Annotated in this window: 17 protein-coding genes and 1 tRNA gene; 11 read left to right on the top strand and 7 right to left on the bottom strand. The window is 59.1% G+C overall.

The features are described from left to right. Window position 1: 1 nt before the first annotated feature. Window positions 2-1633 carry an ATP-binding protein gene (locus tag ABIE63_RS14035; RefSeq protein WP_354505123.1) on the top strand — a complete coding sequence of 544 codons (1632 nt, stop codon included), beginning with the start codon at window positions 2-4 and terminating at the stop codon, window positions 1631-1633. Here the strand turns inward: ABIE63_RS14035 and ABIE63_RS14030 are convergent. Continuing rightward, window positions 1622-2314, bottom strand: coding sequence for a response regulator transcription factor (locus ABIE63_RS14030; RefSeq protein ID WP_354505121.1), 693 nt, complete (start codon window positions 2312-2314; stop codon window positions 1622-1624). The two genes, ABIE63_RS14035 and ABIE63_RS14030, sit on opposite strands and share 12 nt — an antisense overlap. 189 nt (window positions 2315-2503) lie before the next feature. On the opposite strand from ABIE63_RS14030, the gene ABIE63_RS14025 reads away from it, so the two are divergent. Then, window positions 2504-3538 (top strand): histone deacetylase family protein, encoded by a 1035-nt coding sequence (locus ABIE63_RS14025; RefSeq protein WP_354505119.1) that lies wholly within the window; start codon window positions 2504-2506, stop codon window positions 3536-3538. Between the two features lie 43 nt (window positions 3539-3581). Here the strand turns inward: ABIE63_RS14025 and ABIE63_RS14020 are convergent. Next, window positions 3582-3657 (bottom strand) — tRNA-Ala (locus ABIE63_RS14020). Between the two features lie 237 nt (window positions 3658-3894). Here ABIE63_RS14020 and ABIE63_RS14015 point away from each other — a divergent pair. The 3 genes from ABIE63_RS14015 to folD all read left to right on the top strand — a co-directional run bounded on the left by ABIE63_RS14015 (window position 3895) and on the right by folD (window position 5505). Next, complete coding sequence (locus tag ABIE63_RS14015) at window positions 3895-4191, top strand: YggT family protein (RefSeq protein WP_183417192.1); 297 nt, start codon at window positions 3895-3897, stop codon at window positions 4189-4191. After that, complete coding sequence (locus tag ABIE63_RS14010; RefSeq protein ID WP_354505116.1) at window positions 4188-4517, top strand: DUF167 domain-containing protein; 330 nt, start codon at window positions 4188-4190, stop codon at window positions 4515-4517. Before ABIE63_RS14015 ends, ABIE63_RS14010 begins: the two co-directional genes overlap by 4 nt. Before the next feature lie 94 nt (window positions 4518-4611). Beyond that, complete coding sequence (gene folD, locus ABIE63_RS14005; RefSeq protein ID WP_354505114.1) at window positions 4612-5505, top strand: bifunctional methylenetetrahydrofolate dehydrogenase/methenyltetrahydrofolate cyclohydrolase FolD; 894 nt, start codon at window positions 4612-4614, stop codon at window positions 5503-5505. On the opposite strand, the gene ABIE63_RS14000 is transcribed toward folD, so the two are convergent. Continuing rightward, window positions 5502-5846 (bottom strand): DUF3253 domain-containing protein, encoded by a 345-nt coding sequence (locus ABIE63_RS14000; protein ID WP_183417190.1) that lies wholly within the window; start codon window positions 5844-5846, stop codon window positions 5502-5504. The two genes, folD and ABIE63_RS14000, sit on opposite strands and share 4 nt — an antisense overlap. 67 nt (window positions 5847-5913) lie before the next feature. Here ABIE63_RS14000 and ABIE63_RS13995 point away from each other — a divergent pair, with 67 nt between their 5' ends. The 3 genes from ABIE63_RS13995 to ABIE63_RS13985 all read left to right on the top strand — a co-directional run bounded on the left by ABIE63_RS13995 (window position 5914) and on the right by ABIE63_RS13985 (window position 7730). Then, window positions 5914-6627, top strand: a complete 714-nt coding sequence (locus ABIE63_RS13995; RefSeq protein ID WP_354505112.1) for an NnrU family protein — start codon at window positions 5914-5916, stop codon at window positions 6625-6627. A gap of 129 nt (window positions 6628-6756) precedes the next feature. Further along, the gene (locus ABIE63_RS13990) at window positions 6757-7431 is read left to right on the top strand and encodes an AzlC family ABC transporter permease (RefSeq protein ID WP_354505110.1); all 675 of its coding nucleotides are present in this window, start codon (window positions 6757-6759) and stop codon (window positions 7429-7431) included. Continuing rightward, window positions 7428-7730, top strand: a complete 303-nt coding sequence (locus ABIE63_RS13985) for an AzlD family protein (RefSeq protein WP_183417187.1) — start codon at window positions 7428-7430, stop codon at window positions 7728-7730. Before ABIE63_RS13990 ends, ABIE63_RS13985 begins: the two co-directional genes overlap by 4 nt. A gap of 8 nt (window positions 7731-7738) precedes the next feature. Here ABIE63_RS13985 and ABIE63_RS13980 read toward each other — a convergent pair whose 3' ends face one another. Then, window positions 7739-8950, bottom strand: a complete 1212-nt coding sequence (locus ABIE63_RS13980; protein WP_354505108.1) for an argininosuccinate synthase — start codon at window positions 8948-8950, stop codon at window positions 7739-7741. Window positions 8951-9225: 275 nt separating this feature from the next. Between ABIE63_RS13980 and ABIE63_RS13975 the strand changes: the two genes are divergently transcribed. Together ABIE63_RS13975 and ABIE63_RS13970 are read left to right on the top strand one after the other, a co-directional pair. After that, window positions 9226-10068, top strand: coding sequence for a phytanoyl-CoA dioxygenase family protein (locus ABIE63_RS13975; RefSeq protein WP_183417185.1), 843 nt, complete (start codon window positions 9226-9228; stop codon window positions 10066-10068). Further along, window positions 10065-10979, top strand: coding sequence for a DMT family transporter (locus ABIE63_RS13970; RefSeq protein ID WP_183417184.1), 915 nt, complete (start codon window positions 10065-10067; stop codon window positions 10977-10979). The genes ABIE63_RS13975 and ABIE63_RS13970 overlap by 4 nt, the downstream gene beginning before the upstream one ends. A gap of 5 nt (window positions 10980-10984) precedes the next feature. Here ABIE63_RS13970 and rlmN read toward each other — a convergent pair whose 3' ends face one another. From rlmN to ABIE63_RS13955, 3 genes are all read right to left on the bottom strand, one after another. Beyond that, window positions 10985-12145: a 23S rRNA (adenine(2503)-C(2))-methyltransferase RlmN gene (gene rlmN / locus ABIE63_RS13965; protein ID WP_354505106.1), complete on the bottom strand. Its 1161-nt coding sequence runs from the start codon at window positions 12143-12145 to the stop codon at window positions 10985-10987. A gap of 57 nt (window positions 12146-12202) precedes the next feature. Next, window positions 12203-12775, bottom strand: a complete 573-nt coding sequence (locus tag ABIE63_RS13960) for an invasion associated locus B family protein (RefSeq protein WP_354505104.1) — start codon at window positions 12773-12775, stop codon at window positions 12203-12205. A 112-nt stretch (window positions 12776-12887) separates the two neighbouring features. Continuing rightward, complete coding sequence (locus ABIE63_RS13955) at window positions 12888-13421, bottom strand: RNA methyltransferase (protein ID WP_354505102.1); 534 nt, start codon at window positions 13419-13421, stop codon at window positions 12888-12890. A 78-nt stretch (window positions 13422-13499) separates the two neighbouring features. Here ABIE63_RS13955 and ABIE63_RS13950 point away from each other — a divergent pair, with 78 nt between their 5' ends. After that, on the top strand, window positions 13500-14561 hold the full coding sequence (locus ABIE63_RS13950; protein ID WP_354505100.1) for an asparaginase: 1062 nt from the start codon (window positions 13500-13502) through the stop codon (window positions 14559-14561). Window positions 14562-14591: the final 30 nt, after the last annotated feature.

Below are 14591 nucleotides of genomic sequence, written 5' to 3'. Positions count from 1 at the left end.
AATGTCTGTAACGGAGCCGGTAGAAGGTAAAGAACAACGGAATATTATAACCGAGTACATCATGCTCTTTCTTTGCGTGTTGTTACTCAGTTCGATTCCGCTCAGCTTGTTTTTGTTCTTTAAGAAGAATGTAGAGATACAGGACAGTGTCAACGAGACCCTCTGGCAGGTCTACAATATCGAGATAGAGGTCTACAAAACTTCCGCCGTCGTGCATGAAGCGATGGAAGCCGACCCGGCCAAGTTTGCTGAAATGCAAGACCAACTGGGTCTACGTTTTCAGATTCTTGTCAGTCGGGTCAGTCTTGCCGGACAGGGTCGTTACGGTGCAGCCCTGGGGCAGTTGGATCCTGACGATCAAGGCCAGGTTCGTAGATTGCAGAGCCTAGTAAAGGAGCTCTATCAGGATTACGAGCGCACCGGCACGACCCGACCATTTGTCGAGAAGCTCGAAATGGCAGTGCCGGAGATGCAGCAGCTCGCTCGTTCGATCTCAACGACACTCTATACGGAAACGAACTGGATCCGTCGAATACACGGCTCTGAAACCCAAATTATCAAGATCATCATCTATGTTTCCTCCGGCGTTGCCGGCTTGCTCACTCTGGCGGTTTTCCTCACGCTTCGAAAGGAAAGCAGCCTCATAGCGCGGATGCTGCGGTTGGAAAAACGCGGACGGCAGGAAGCGCAGCGTCGGGCAGAAGCCGATGCCAAGGCCCATCAGATGTTGTTGCTTTTGTTGGAGGCGGAACGGGATTCGCGGCGCGAGGCCCTACGGCGCTCGGTTGCCGACCGCAAGGCACAGCAAATGCTGGCTGAGATGGAAAAGGCGCGATCTCTTAGTATTCTGACGGGCGGCGTGGCTCACGAGTTTAACAACCTCCTGATGGTGATCCATGGCAATGCCGAGCTAATGGGGATGTCAGGGGATGAAGAGGCCCGCAGAAACCGCCTGGTTACGCGCATCCTAAGTGCAGCCAAACAAGGAGCGAATCTCAGTCGGCAGCTTTTGGCCTACGCACGCCAACAGGAATTGGATATCGATGATTTTGCTATCGCCGACCTGATCAAGCGCAGCATCGAATTCTCCCGACCGGCGATCAAGGGAAAGGCGCAAATCATTGTCGAGGATTCTGATCCGGACTTGCTTGTCGCTGTCGATGGCGAACAGTTCAAGGGCGTGATGCTGAACCTGTTACTCAACGCGGCCGAGGCGATGCCTCAGGGGGGCGAGATTCGGATCGGCGCGCAGGCGACCACACAAAAACGCCAGGAGGGGCGCGAAACGAACCTGATCCCGGGAGAGTATGTTCTGGTGGAAGTATCGGATCAGGGCACCGGCATGACCGAAGAGGTTATCAAAAGGGCGTTCGACCCATTCTATACGACCAAGGAAGCCGGTCGTGGAACCGGTCTTGGCCTGAGCATGGTAATTGGGTTCGTTCGTCAGTCAGGCGGCGATTGCTGGATTGAGAGCGAGGAAGGAAGGGGCACGAAAATCTTCTTGCTGCTGCCAACGCCTCAGGTCGCGGAAGAGTATCACCGGCATCAGCTTGCCGCCGAGCGAGAAAAGATTAGTCAGGGGTCGGAAGATCAACAATCCGATACAGGCGATAATGCCCTATTTGGTTAGTTTGTAGCCCACGCCACGGATCGTCTTTATGCCGTTGTAACGTGGATTGAGGCCATGCATCTTGTTACGAATCCGGCAGAGATAAACGTCTAAACTACGATCGACACCATCCCAATTCCGACCACTTAGATAAAGATACATCTCGTCTCTTGGAATGACCCGGTTCGGGTTATTTGCAAGGTAGCCGAGGATCGCGGCTTCCTTTTCCGTCAGGTCGATCGTGTTGTCCTTGAAACTCAAGGTGCCGACTAGACTATTGAGCGTGAAGCCATCGAGACGCTGTTCATCCGGCAGGCTGGACCCACTCGCCTCGGTGCGCCGCAAATTACTGCGAATTCGGGCCGATAACTCGGCGAGATCGAAGGGCTTTACAATATAGTCGTCAGCGCCGGCGTCGAGGCCGGTGACGCGATCTTTCACCGCGCCGCGACCCGTAACCAGGATAACCGGCCGATCACAACTGGCACGGACTCTGCGGGTCAGCTCGATGCCGTCCAGATCGGGCAAGGTCAGGTCGATGAGAAAGAGCTCGGGCAAACCCTCGATAATGGCGGAGAGCAGAGCTTGCCCGCGCGCGAAGGAACGCACGGAAAAACCCTCACGGCCAAGGAAATGCGTGATCAGTTCTACGATGTCGGGATCGTCCTCGACGATCCAAATGCACGCACGCGGCCCAACCATTTCCGTTCACTTATTGTTGTATCGGTCAGTCATTCTAAACGCGACTTGTTAAAAAATACAAAAAGAACTGAGAAGGCTTTGGCTGAGCTTTCTAACCCTGTACGACAAGCGCTGTCTTTTGGTGTTCACGGCGTCATGTTAGCGTTGCCATAGACGGTTAGAGGTTAGAGACGGGGAGACAAGGACTCCATGAAAACCATTTATTCCGAGGATCACAGGCTGCATCACGCGCGACTTGAGCTGATCGATGGAACATTGAAGCCCGCTGTCGAAATGCCGTCGCGGGCCGATACCGTGTTGGCCAGGGTTAGAGAAGTGGGTCTTGGCTCTGTCGACGCGCCAACACGACATCCGAGAACTGCAATCGAGAGGGTTCACGCTCCGGCCTATGTGGCCTTTCTCGAACAAGCTTGGTCCCTTTGGACCGCGACCGGACGCGCGCATGATGCACTACCCCTGAACTGGCCAATCCGCGGATTTCGAGGGCGGGAGCCTGAGGCCATCGACGGCAAGCTTTCCTATTACTCGTTTGATGCAGGTTCACCAATCACGGCGGGCACCTGGCAGGCGGCAATCAGTGCCGTGGACGTCGCCTTGACAGGGGTCGATGTGCTGAATGCTGGCGCGCGTAGCGTTTTCTCCCTTTGTCGGCCGCCGGGCCATCACGCGGCTGCTGACTACTATGGTGGGTACTGCTTCCTGAACAATGCGGCTATTGCCGCGCAGGCCTTACGCGATCAGGGCGCCGCGCGGGTCGCGATCCTAGACGTGGACTATCACCATGGAAACGGAACACAGAGTATTTTCTATGAGCGCCCCGACGTGTATTTCCTGTCGATCCACGGCGATCCTTTGCAGGAGTTTCCCTACTTTCTGGGGTATGCGGATGAGTTGGGAGAGGCGAGCGGACAAGGGTTCAACCGCAACTATCCACTGCGGTGGGGGAGCGGGTTTGATCTTTGGTCCGCTGCCTTGAAAGATGCGTGCAAGGTAATCTCGGACTACCGGGCCGATGCTCTGGTTGTATCCTTGGGCGTGGACACCTTCGAGAAAGATCCGATTTCGCAGTTTAAGCTCAAGAGCCCGGACTACCTGGATATTGGACGGACCATCGCGGCGTTGAAGCTGCCGACCCTCTTTGCCATGGAAGGCGGTTATGCCGTGGCGGAGATCGGCGTCAATGCTGTCAATGTCCTGAGCGGTTTCGATGAGGCAGCCGGCTAACGCCGCAAAAGATAACCCCCGGGGGCGACCCGGGGGTTATCATTGGTGGAGCCGAGGGGAGTCGAACCCCTGACCTTCTCATTGCGAACGAGACGCTCTCCCAACTGAGCTACGGCCCCTTGCGTGGGCTCCGCCATCCGCTCTCTTACGAGAGGGGGCGAGGCGCGGGCGAATATGGGGGGACGCAACGCGCCTGTCAAGCGGATCGCGGGGCCGGCGGCGAGCAACCGGTGGTACGGCCCAAAAGGCAACTGAATTACGCCACCAGTCGCTTTCTCGACCCTTGCCGCCATCTCTCTAGCTCGCTAGCTTTAGACGGGGCTGCAGACCCCGAGATAAAAGGAGGCGAAGAAGGCATGCGCGTGGTTCTAGATCCGCTGATCAGCGTACTTTTGATGGCGATCGACATATACATCTGGATGATTATTGCTAGCGCGATTCTTTCCTGGCTCGTCGCGTTCAATGTCTTGAACCGGCAGAATCAATTCGTCAATTCGATAGGCGTTTTTCTCTGGCGCATCACTGAACCAGCGCTAAAACCGATTCGCCGCATCATCCCGGCTTTTGGTGGGATCGATATCACGCCGGTCATCTTGATCTTGATCCTGATTTTCCTTCAACGGCTTCTATTCAACGTGCTCGTATCCTTGTGAGAAAGCCCTACCGTGATACCGCCGACGGGGTGATGCTCTGGGTCAGGCTTCAGCCGGGCGCGCGGCAAACGGCGTTGGGTGGATTACGCGAGGATGCTGCGGGTCAGGTCTGGTGGGAGATCAAAGTCACTGCGCCGCCGGAAGATGGAAAGGCCAATGCGGCGCTGATTAAGCTGTTGGCGAAAACTCTTCGGCAACCCAAGCGCGCCATTGAGATTGTTACGGGTCAATCTGCACGCGAGAAGACACTGCGCGTGCAAGGAGATATCAAAGATATCCAAACGATTGCCACAGCTTTCTTTGCAGAGCAGCCGGTGTCGGAATAGCTCTTGTGAGAGACGCTTTCGGACAGGCGCGCCAAACAAAGCGCACTACCTTCCAGGCAGGCATTGAACAACCAAAGATGAAACCGGGGAAAAGATGAGCAGTAGCAATGTTATCGACGGGAAAGCTTTTGCCGCCGGCCTTCGCGGACGGGTGGCCGAAAAGGTCGCTGAATTAAAGAGCCAGAAGGGTGTCGTGCCCGGACTTGCGGTTGTGCTGGTTGGTGAAGACCCTGCCAGTCAGGTTTATGTGCGCAACAAGGCCAAGCAAACGCTTGAAGCAGGCATGCAGTCTTTTGAGCATAAACTGCCGGATACGACGACGCAGGACGATCTGTTGGCACTGGTTGCCCAACTGAACGCCGACCCCCAGGTTCACGGCATCCTGGTTCAACTTCCCCTACCCAAGCAGATCGACGCTAATGCCGTCATTGGCTCGATCGAACCGGCAAAAGACGTGGACGGATTCAATGTCGTTAACGCAGGTCGTTTGATGACCGGAGCCGGCAAGCCGATGGTTCCCTGTACGCCGCTGGGGTGCCTGCTGCTTTTGCAGGACAGGCTCGGAAAGGATCTGTCGGGCAAGCGGGCCGTCGTGGTCGGGCGTTCCAATATTGTGGGCAAGCCCATGGCTCAACTTCTTTTGGGCGCCAACGCCACGGTGACGATAGCCCATTCGCGCACAGCCGATTTGCCCGGGGAGTGCCGCAACGCTGATATTTTGATTGCCGCTGTCGGGCGGCCCGAGATGATCAAGGGCGACTGGGTAAAGCCCGGAGCAACGGTTATCGACGTGGGTATCAATCGCATAGAAACGCCAGATGGCAAGACCCGTCTCGTGGGCGATGTGGCTTATTCCGAAGCAGCCGAGGTCGCGGGGGCCATCACGCCGGTGCCGGGCGGTGTCGGTCCCATGACAATCGCGGTGTTGCTTGCAAACTGCGTTACGTCGGCCTACCGTGCCGCAGGCCTCGACGATCCGGCCCTTTAGGCGTCGTCGTCTGCGGGGGCATCGGCTTCCGGTACAATCAAATCGGGACGAGGCAAGGTAAGCCGGATCAATCCTTTGATCGGTTTGTTCGGGTTGGCCGGTTTGCCCTTGCGCAGAATGACGATGCGCCCTTCACGCGCCAAATGGAGCGCCTGTTGCCCCACGGCAGGCAAATAGCGCCGCCAGAGGTCAGGCCGGTCCTTCGGTCGCCGACGCGGCTCGGCGAAAGCACGCGCGACGTCTCCCGGTGTGATGCTGTCACCAGGAGCGGCAGCCTCTAGCAGACTGAGGATCGTGCAAGCGACGGGATCGTCCTGCTTTTCTGTGATGTCATTGCTCATAAGCACTTACTAGCACGCCCGATTGCGCTTGACGAGAGCCTGGACGCAAGCGTGATCGCCGCTGATAATGCCAGCCATCATGACAGGGTCATTGGAGTCGGTATTTTTGGCAACGCTTGCGTTCGTTGGGGGACACTTCCTCTTCTCGGCGCAGCCCTTGCGTGGATTGTTGGTCGATCGCCTCGGGCAGAGCGGATTCCTGGCTGCGGCGAGCGTCCTGCACGCGAGCACCTTCATATGGCTGTTGCTGGCTTATCGTAGTGCCCCTTTCGACCCGATTTGGGAGCCACCGCGTTTCCTCCTCCATCTACCAGCCCTGATCATGGTTCCGGCAGTCTTTCTCGTTGTTACCGGTTTGACGACACGGAGCGCCACCGCGGTAGGGGGTGATGCCGTCGAGGTATCCGACCCGACGGTTCTCAACAGTGGCATCCTGCGGATTACCCGGCACCCCTTCCTCTGGGGGACCAGTCTTTGGGCATTGGCTCATCTGCTTGTAAACGGCGACGGCGCGTCGATCCTGCTGATGGGGGGAGTTCTTGTGCTGTCCCTGGGCGGCATGCTGCATATCGACCGCAAGCGAGAGGCCGAGATGGGGGCTGCTTGGGGTCCGATCCGCATGACGACCAGTCTGATACCCTTTGCTGCACTGATGACCGGGCGTTGTTCCATGGACTGGCGCGGGATCGGTTGGTGGCGCAGCCTCCTGTCATTGGTGGTCTATGCCGCGCTGCTGGCACTGCATAGCACGGTTATGGGCGTCTCGCCGCTACCGCTTTAGAATCTCATTTTCCTTGCAGAGGGGACATGCAAAAAGGACAATAGTTCTGTCCTTTTTTAGATTGGTACTGTCCGACCTATGGAAAAGAAACCGGACCAGCAGCCGTTGATAAGCGAATTCGGGGATGCCATGGCAGTGGCCCTCCCGCTGATCGCCAGCGTACTCCCTTTTGCGCTGCTTTGGGGCACTTTGGCCCAGCAAGCCGGACTCAGCGCCTTGGAAACCGGCCTGATGTCCGGTTTGGTCTTTGCCGGCAGCGCACAGTTTGTGGCGACGGGAATCTGGACGACACCTCCGGCGGTTGCAACGCTTGTGCTGGCGGTTTTCATCGTCAACCTGCGCCATGTATTGATGGGCGCGGCCCTGGCTCCGGCGATCCGCTCCTGGGGCGGCTGGCGCAGTCATCTGGCGTTGTTCTTTATGGCCGACGAAGTTTGGGCGCTTGCCCTTCAGCGGCGGGCGCAACGCGGACTGACGCCCGGTTTCTATTTCTCCGTGGGGTTCGTTTTCTATCTCTGCTGGGTGGCCAGCACGCAGCTCGGCTATCGCGCAGGGAGCTGGATTCCCGACCCCGCCGCCTATGGCTTCGATTTCGCCTTTGCCGCGGTGTTCCTTTGCCTCGTGCGCAGTTTCTACGTGAGTTGGCGGAGCCTGCTGCCCTGGGTGGCGAGCGCGGCTGCTGCGTCCCTGTCTTACAGTTTCATAGAGGGTGTGTGGTACATCCTGCTGGGGGGGCTGGCCGGGGCCTTGGTGGGCCTGCTTCTTCCGCCGCCACGCCCGGCTCATCCGGAGACCGTGTTATGACACTGGATTGGTTGACCTTCGCGGCGATTGCCGGCATGGCGGCGGCAACCTATTTGACCCGCGTCTTGGGCTTCTGGATGGTTGCGCGCCTGTCGTTGAAGGGCCGCGGTGCGGCGGCATTGGAGGCTGTGCCGGGGTCGGTCCTGATTGCCGTCATTGCGCCAACGGTTTTGCTTCAGGGGCCGGCCGAGGTGCTCGCAGCCGTCATCACGCTCGGCCTGGCATGGCGCATGCCGATCCTTGTCGCGGTGATTGGCGGTGTTGCCTCGGTGGTCGCCCTACGTTGGCTGCTCGGCTAGCCTGTCGGTCAACTCTGCTGGCGGTTGAGCAGGCGTAGCCGCAAAGCGTTCAGTTTGATGAAACCTTCCGCGTCGCGCTGGTCATAGACCTGATCGTCCTCGAAGGTCACGTGCTCCATCGAGTAGAGACTATCCGGCGACTTTCTGCCCTGGACGATAACATTGCCTTTGTAGAGCTTCAGACGCACCGTGCCGTTGACCTTGGCCTGACTCTCGTCGATCAGGGCTTGCAGCATGCGCCGTTCGGGGCTGAACCAGAAGCCGTTGTAGATCAACTCGGCATAGCGCGGCATCAGCTCATCCTTCAGATGCATCGCGCCGCGGTCGAGGGTAATGGATTCGATCGCCCGATGGGCCTGCAGCAGGATCGTGCCGCCGGGCGTCTCGTAAACGCCGCGCGATTTCATGCCGACGAAGCGGCCTTCCACCAAATCCAGGCGTCCGATGCCGTTGTCGCCCGCCAATTTGTTGAGGCGGGTCAGCAGGGCTGCTGGCGACAAGGCCTCGCCATCGACGGCGACCGGGTCGCCCTTTTCGAAATCAACGGTGATGATCGTCGGCTCGTCCGGTGCGTCCTCCGGAGAGACGCTGCGCGAAAAGACGTACTCCTCCGGCGCTTCCCAGGGGTCTTCCAGCACTTTGCCTTCGGCGGAGATGTGCAACAGGTTCGCATCGACCGAGAAGGGCGCCTCGCCGCGCTTATCCTTGGCGATGGGAATCTGGTGCTTCTCGGCGAACTCGATCAGCTTGGTGCGGCTGGTCAGGTCCCACTCGCGCCAGGGCGCGATGACCTTGATGTCGGGGTTGAGCGCATAGTAACCCAGTTCGAAACGAACCTGATCGTTGCCCTTGCCGGTTGCCCCGTGGCAGACGGCGTCCGCGCCGACCTCGCGGGCGATTTCGATCTGCCGTTTGGCGATCAGCGGTCGCGCGATCGAGGTGCCCAGCAGGTAAAGCCCTTCGTACACGGCATTCGCGCGGAACATCGGGAAGACATAATCTTTCACAAAGGTTTCGCGCAGGTCTTCGATGAAGATATGTTTCGGGTTGATACCGAGCATCTCGGCTTTCTTGCGGGCCGGCTCAAGCTCTTCGCCCTGACCGAGATCAGCAGTGAAGGTCACCACCTCGCATCGGTAGGTCTCCTGCAACCATTTCAGGATCACAGAAGTATCGAGTCCGCCTGAGTAGGCGAGGACGACGCGCTTGATTTCGCTCATGGGACACCTTCACAACATCTTGGGTTTGGACGGCCCGTCTCGGGCCGTGACCGCGCGGCGGCGAGTATAGGCAAAAGGCGTTCTCATACAAGAGGGCGTTCCGTCGCCATTGCGCAAGGGTCATGGGTCTTACAAGGCCAATGGTTTGCTGATCGGGTCGGTAGCCGCCTTATCGCGCCTCTGCGTCAGCTTTTTGGCGCGAATCAGAGAGACAGGCTTCTCGTCTGTGCCGCAGTTTGGGGCAGCGACCAAATTGAGACACGAGGGCAGAAAAGATGCCAGGACCCATGCGGGATGCGGGGAGCCGGACCAGAGGGTTTTCGGCGGCGGAACTTGCGCTTTACGAGGCGCAAGGATTTTTCGCCCCCCTGACGCTTATGGAGCCTGCCGCCATGGCGGCGCACAGGGCAGCGCTAGAGATGGCGGAGGCGCGGCTGGGCCCTCTGCATTACAAGACCAAGCCCTATCTGATCTGCGGCTCCGCCAACGAGTTGGCGCGTGATCCGACACTGCTGGATGCGGTTGAAGCACTCATCGGGCCGGACATCCTGTTGTGGGACAGCGCCTATGTGATCAAGGAGCCCCATAGCCGGGGCAAGGTCTCCTGGCATCAGGATCTGACCTATTGGGGCCTGGATAGCGACAAGTTGGTGACCGCCTGGATCGCGATCAGCGACGCCACGCCGGAAAACGGCTGCATGATGATGCTGCCCGGATCACATAAGAGCGGTCGGCAGGCACACCGTGATACCTACTCGGACGACAACATCCTGCACCGCGGTCAGACCGTGGATAAGGAAATCCGTGAGGACGACATTGTTCATGCGTCTCTCATCGCGGGCCAGGCTTCCCTGCACCATGGCTGGACCCTGCATGCATCCCAACCTAACCGAAGCGATAGGCGCCGGATTGGCCTGACACTGCAATACGCGGCTACATCGGTTCGGCAAACGGTTATCGACAACGAGACGGCGACACTGGTGCGTGGCGAGGACCGCTTCCATCACTTTGAAGAAGAACCGCGCTTCGTTGGGGACTTCAATCCGGGAATGTTGGCCTATCGCGAAGAACTGGAGCGCCGTAAGCACGCTGTCTACGATGCGGATAGCCCGACGTGAGCGTTGACGCGCCCACCCTGGGTTTCGACCGGGAACGCATCATCGGATTGTCGCTCGTGATGCTGGCGGGCACCTTCTGGAGCACCTCCGGCATGTTTGTGCGTTCCATGGAGGAAGTGGACGCTTGGCAGCTGCTGTTCTACCGGTCGATTTCAGTGGTTGTTGCCGCGGGACTCTACTTTGCCTGGCGCCAGCGTGGCCGCAGCTTCGCTGTTCTGCGCAACGAGGCGCGTCTCTCCCTGATCGGCGGGTTCTTTCTGGCCGTGGCCTCTGCCGGCTTCGTCTTTGCGCTGTTTTACACCACCGTGGCCAACGCGGTCTTCATGCTGGCCGCCGGTCCCTTCATGACGGCGATCCTGGCTTGGTTCATTCTCAAGGAGCCAATCCGCAAGGCAACCTGGATCACCATGTGCATCGCCGGGTTCGGGGTCGCCTACATGGTGCAAGGCGGCGTGGAGGCCGGTCGTTGGCTGGGCAACGTCACCGCGCTGATATCGGTTGCCGGGTTTGCCTGCTATGCGGTCACGCTCCGTCAGGCGTCCTCCAGGGACAGCAAGCGCGAGACCATGCCGGTTGTAATCGTGGGCGGCTTGATGACTGCGCTTTTCGGTGCCGTGATGTTGGAAAGCTTTTCCGTCAATTTGCACGACCTGCTGCTCTGCCTGTTGATGGGGGTCGTACAGATCGTTTTGGGCATGGTGCTGTTCTTGAAGGGAGCGTCCAGGGTCTCGGCCGCCGAGTTGTCGCTCTTATCCCTGACCGAGGTCGTGCTCAGCCCTGGTTGGGTCTGGATGTTTTACGGGGAGGTGCCGGAAACCACGACGGCCATCGGCGGCGGGCTTGTCATGGTCGCCGTGCTGTTGCGTGCTGTCTCCGGTTTGCGGCGTCGGCCCACCTGGCGGTCCGTGTGAAAGTTTCAGGTCTCGGCCGGAACCGCCGCCGCCGCCAAAGCGGCATCGCGTTCGGTTTTCTTCAGCCGTTGGCTCTCGCTCTTGAGCTGTCCGCAGGCGGCGAAGATATCCTGGCCCCGGGGTTGACGCACGGGTGCTGAGAGATTTCCGGCTGCCAGAATATCGGCAAAGCGGTTGATGCGCTCGCTCGTCGAGCATTCGAACTGCACGCCCGGCCAAGGGTTGAAGGGAATCAGGTTCACCTTCGCCGGGATGTCTTTGAGGATACGGATAAGCTGACGCGCATCCGCATCGCTATCGTTGACGTCCTTTAGCATCACATACTCGAAAGTGATGCGCCGGGCATTATGGATACCGGGATAGTCTCGACAGGCCTGCAAAAGTTCGGCGATCGGGTACTTCTTGTTGATCGGCACGATGTGGTCCCGGATCTCGTCGTTGACCGCGTGCAGCGACACTGCAAGGTTGACGCCTAACTCCTCGCCGCAGCGCTTCATCATCGGCACGACACCGGCCGTCGAGAGCGTGATTTTGCGCTTGGAGATGCCCAGTCCCTCGCCATCCATGATAATCTTGAGAGCTTTGGCGACGTTGTCAAAATTGTAGAGAGGCTCGCCCATTCCCATCATCACCAGGTTGGTGATTTGGCGGCCTTCCCGGCTGGCGGGCCATTCGTCGAAGCTGTCCTTGGCCAGGATTACCTGGCCGACGATTTCGGTTGCCGAAAGGTTGCGTACCAGCCGCTGCGTGCCCGTATGGCAAAAGCGGCAGGTCAGGGTGCAGCCGACCTGGCTTGAAACGCAAAGGGTGCCACGATCGCTTTCGGGAATGTGGACACTCTCGACTTCCTGGCCATCGGGGAAGCGCAGCAGCCATTTCTGCGTACCGTCACTCGACTTCTGGTGCAGCTTCACGCCTGGCCGACCAACCTCGAACCGCTCCGTCAGCTTCTCCCGGAAGCCCTTGGAGAGCGAGGTCATTTGGGCGAAGTCCGTTTCGCCCCGGTCATAGATCCAGTGCCAGAGCTGTTTGGCGCGGAAGGCAGGCTCACCCAAGCCAGTGATGGTCTCGGTCAACTCCTCGCGGGAAAGACCAAGCAGCAACGGCCGCCCGTCGGTTATGGCGGGCGGTGGGGCAAAGGCTTGTGTGTGTGCGCTTCCAGTCATGGGCGCCTAGATAAGCCTGCGAAGGCTCCTCGGCAAGGGAATCCTTGTTAAGACCCTTTACGGACAGGCTTTGGAAATGGCGTCATAAGCCGCCGTGAAACCCTTCAGGGAGTAAGTATCCTTGGTCTTGGTGCCGCGCGAGGATACGCCCTGGACGACCATGTCCAGCCCAGCCTTCATGGCGGTCACCATGGCCTTATCCGTCTCGCTATCGCGCGCCCAGGCATTGCCTTCCTGGGTAAAGAGCGCAAAGGAGCGGTTCTCCACCGTCACGGTCACATCGGAGCCATCTTGGTAGGTATAGCCTGCTTCAATAGATACGACGTCGCGGGTCTCCCGCGCAGGCCGGTGGGTCACCATGGCCGAGATATTTCCACGGCGGGTGTAGTTGCCCTCCGCCTTTGCCGGCGTTGCGGACATGAAGCAAATCTTTTGACCGCCCGATTCATAGGTGTAGGCGGTCCATTGCTGGAAGCTGCCAAGTTGCTCAACGGCTTGGGCCGAAACATTTTCCGTGCTGAAACCCAAGATCAAGAGCCCTAGGGCCGCTCCGAGCAAGGAGCGGGCCGTCATCCTGTCGACCAAGCATCCGTGATTGTCTTTTGCCGCTGGTGTCGATGTGATCTGCACTGCTGGTCCCTCTCGTTTCTCAACTGTCGCGCTGCCATGGCACACTCTTCCCGGCGAGCCTAGCGTTTGTCGACTTCCAGCGGAAGTCCGCCGCAACCCCCGCCGATAATCTTCATGTCTTCCTGCGCCGAAGCACAGGACCCCCGCTTACATGGGGCGGTTTGTCTCCGGGCCCACCTAGGCTTCCGACCGCACGCGGGGCGAAGCGCCCGAGCGATCGCATCCGATCATACATCACGATGGCCCCTGCAACGCCGACATTGACACAGAATTTTGTCGGTATTTTGACAACCTGATCACAGCGTTCAATCAATTCCGGGCTGAGCGAACCGCGTTCCGGGCCCAGGACATAGGCGGCGTTGTGCGGGTGGTGAAAGGATGGCAGGTCGACCGCATCGTCGGTGAGTTCCACGCCAACCAATCGGCATTCGCGCGGCAAAGTCAGGGACTCCACGGTGGGGAAGGTATAGAGGGGCAGATTCTTGGCAGCGTCGGATGTGTCGGAAAGCTTCACTTCCTTCGGATTGAAGTCCGGGTTGATGGTGAAAAAGAAACTGGCTCCGAAGGCATGCGCCGAACGCATCAGGCTACCCAAGTTCATGGGTTTGCTGATCTGCTGCACGCCGAATCCAAAATACCCTCTCATGACCCGAGGGAACTTGCACCGCGCCGCGCCGCAAGGCAAGGTCTGGACAAATCATTTACCGCATACAGGACGGCCTTCATGCTTGAACATGGGAAGGATACGACAGGTGAAAGCTCTTCGTCGGGCAAAGCCGAGGCCAATCCGTTGCTGGTTGAACTGACGCGTGGCGATATGGTCGAAAGCGTTCACCGGGCCCGCTACGCGGTGGTCGACAACGAGGGGCGGGTTGTACTACAGGCCGGCGACATAGAGGCACCAATCTATGCCCGTTCCGCCATCAAATCCCTTCAGGCTATCCCGCTGATCGAGACAGGGGCGGCCGAGGCATTTGGTTTGGGCGACGCGGAAATTTCAATGGCCTGCGCCAGTCACGACGGGGAGCCACGTCATGTTGAAACCGTACTGGCCTGGCTGGAGCGTATCGGTTGCGGTGTCGAGGCCCTCGAATGTGGTGCGCATCAGCCCTACGATCCCGCGTCGATGGAGTCATTGTTGCGGAGCGGAAACGCCCCGACCGCTGCGCATAACAATTGCTCGGGCAAGCATAGCGGCTTCTTGACCACCGCCCGCCACAAGGGAGAGGCGACCAAGGGTTACATCCGCCGCGATCATCCCGTACAGCAGCGCATTCTGGGTGTTCTGGAAGCCATGACCGGGCTCGATCTGTCGCGCGCACCTATGGGCATCGACGGTTGCGGTATTCCGGTAATCGCGATGCCATTGGGCAATATCGCCCTGGCCATGGCGCGGCTTGGCAGCCCGGACGATCAACCGGACCGCCGTCAGGAAGCTTGCGCGCGCATTCGCAGGGCGATTGCCAACGAGCCAATCATGATGGGTGGGACGCGGCGGTTCGATAGTCGGATTATCGCCGCCGTCGGGGGGCGCGCCATCGTCAAGACCGGGGCCGAAGGCGTCTACTGCGGGACGGTGCCTGATCTGGCACTGGGTTTCGCCGTCAAGGTGGATGATGGGGCGGGGCGGGCCAGCGAGATTGTCGCTGGCGCCCTTCTGCGCCGTCTGGGTGTTATCGACGATCAGCAGGCCGAGGCGCTTTCGGAGTTGTTGCGGCCGGCCATATTAAATCGAGCCGGTCGCGATGTTGGCGTAATTCGTACCGCCAGCGCGGCCCGCTTCTGAGGTGTAATAGCCAGCGGATGAGAGGTTGAA

It is taken from the genome of Limibacillus sp. MBR-115, assembly GCF_040549425.1.
Classification (GTDB): domain Bacteria; phylum Pseudomonadota; class Alphaproteobacteria; order Kiloniellales; family CECT-8803; genus Limibacillus; species Limibacillus halophilus.
Note: the sequence above shows the minus strand (reverse complement) of the source record. Positions and strands in the feature narration are given on the sequence as shown.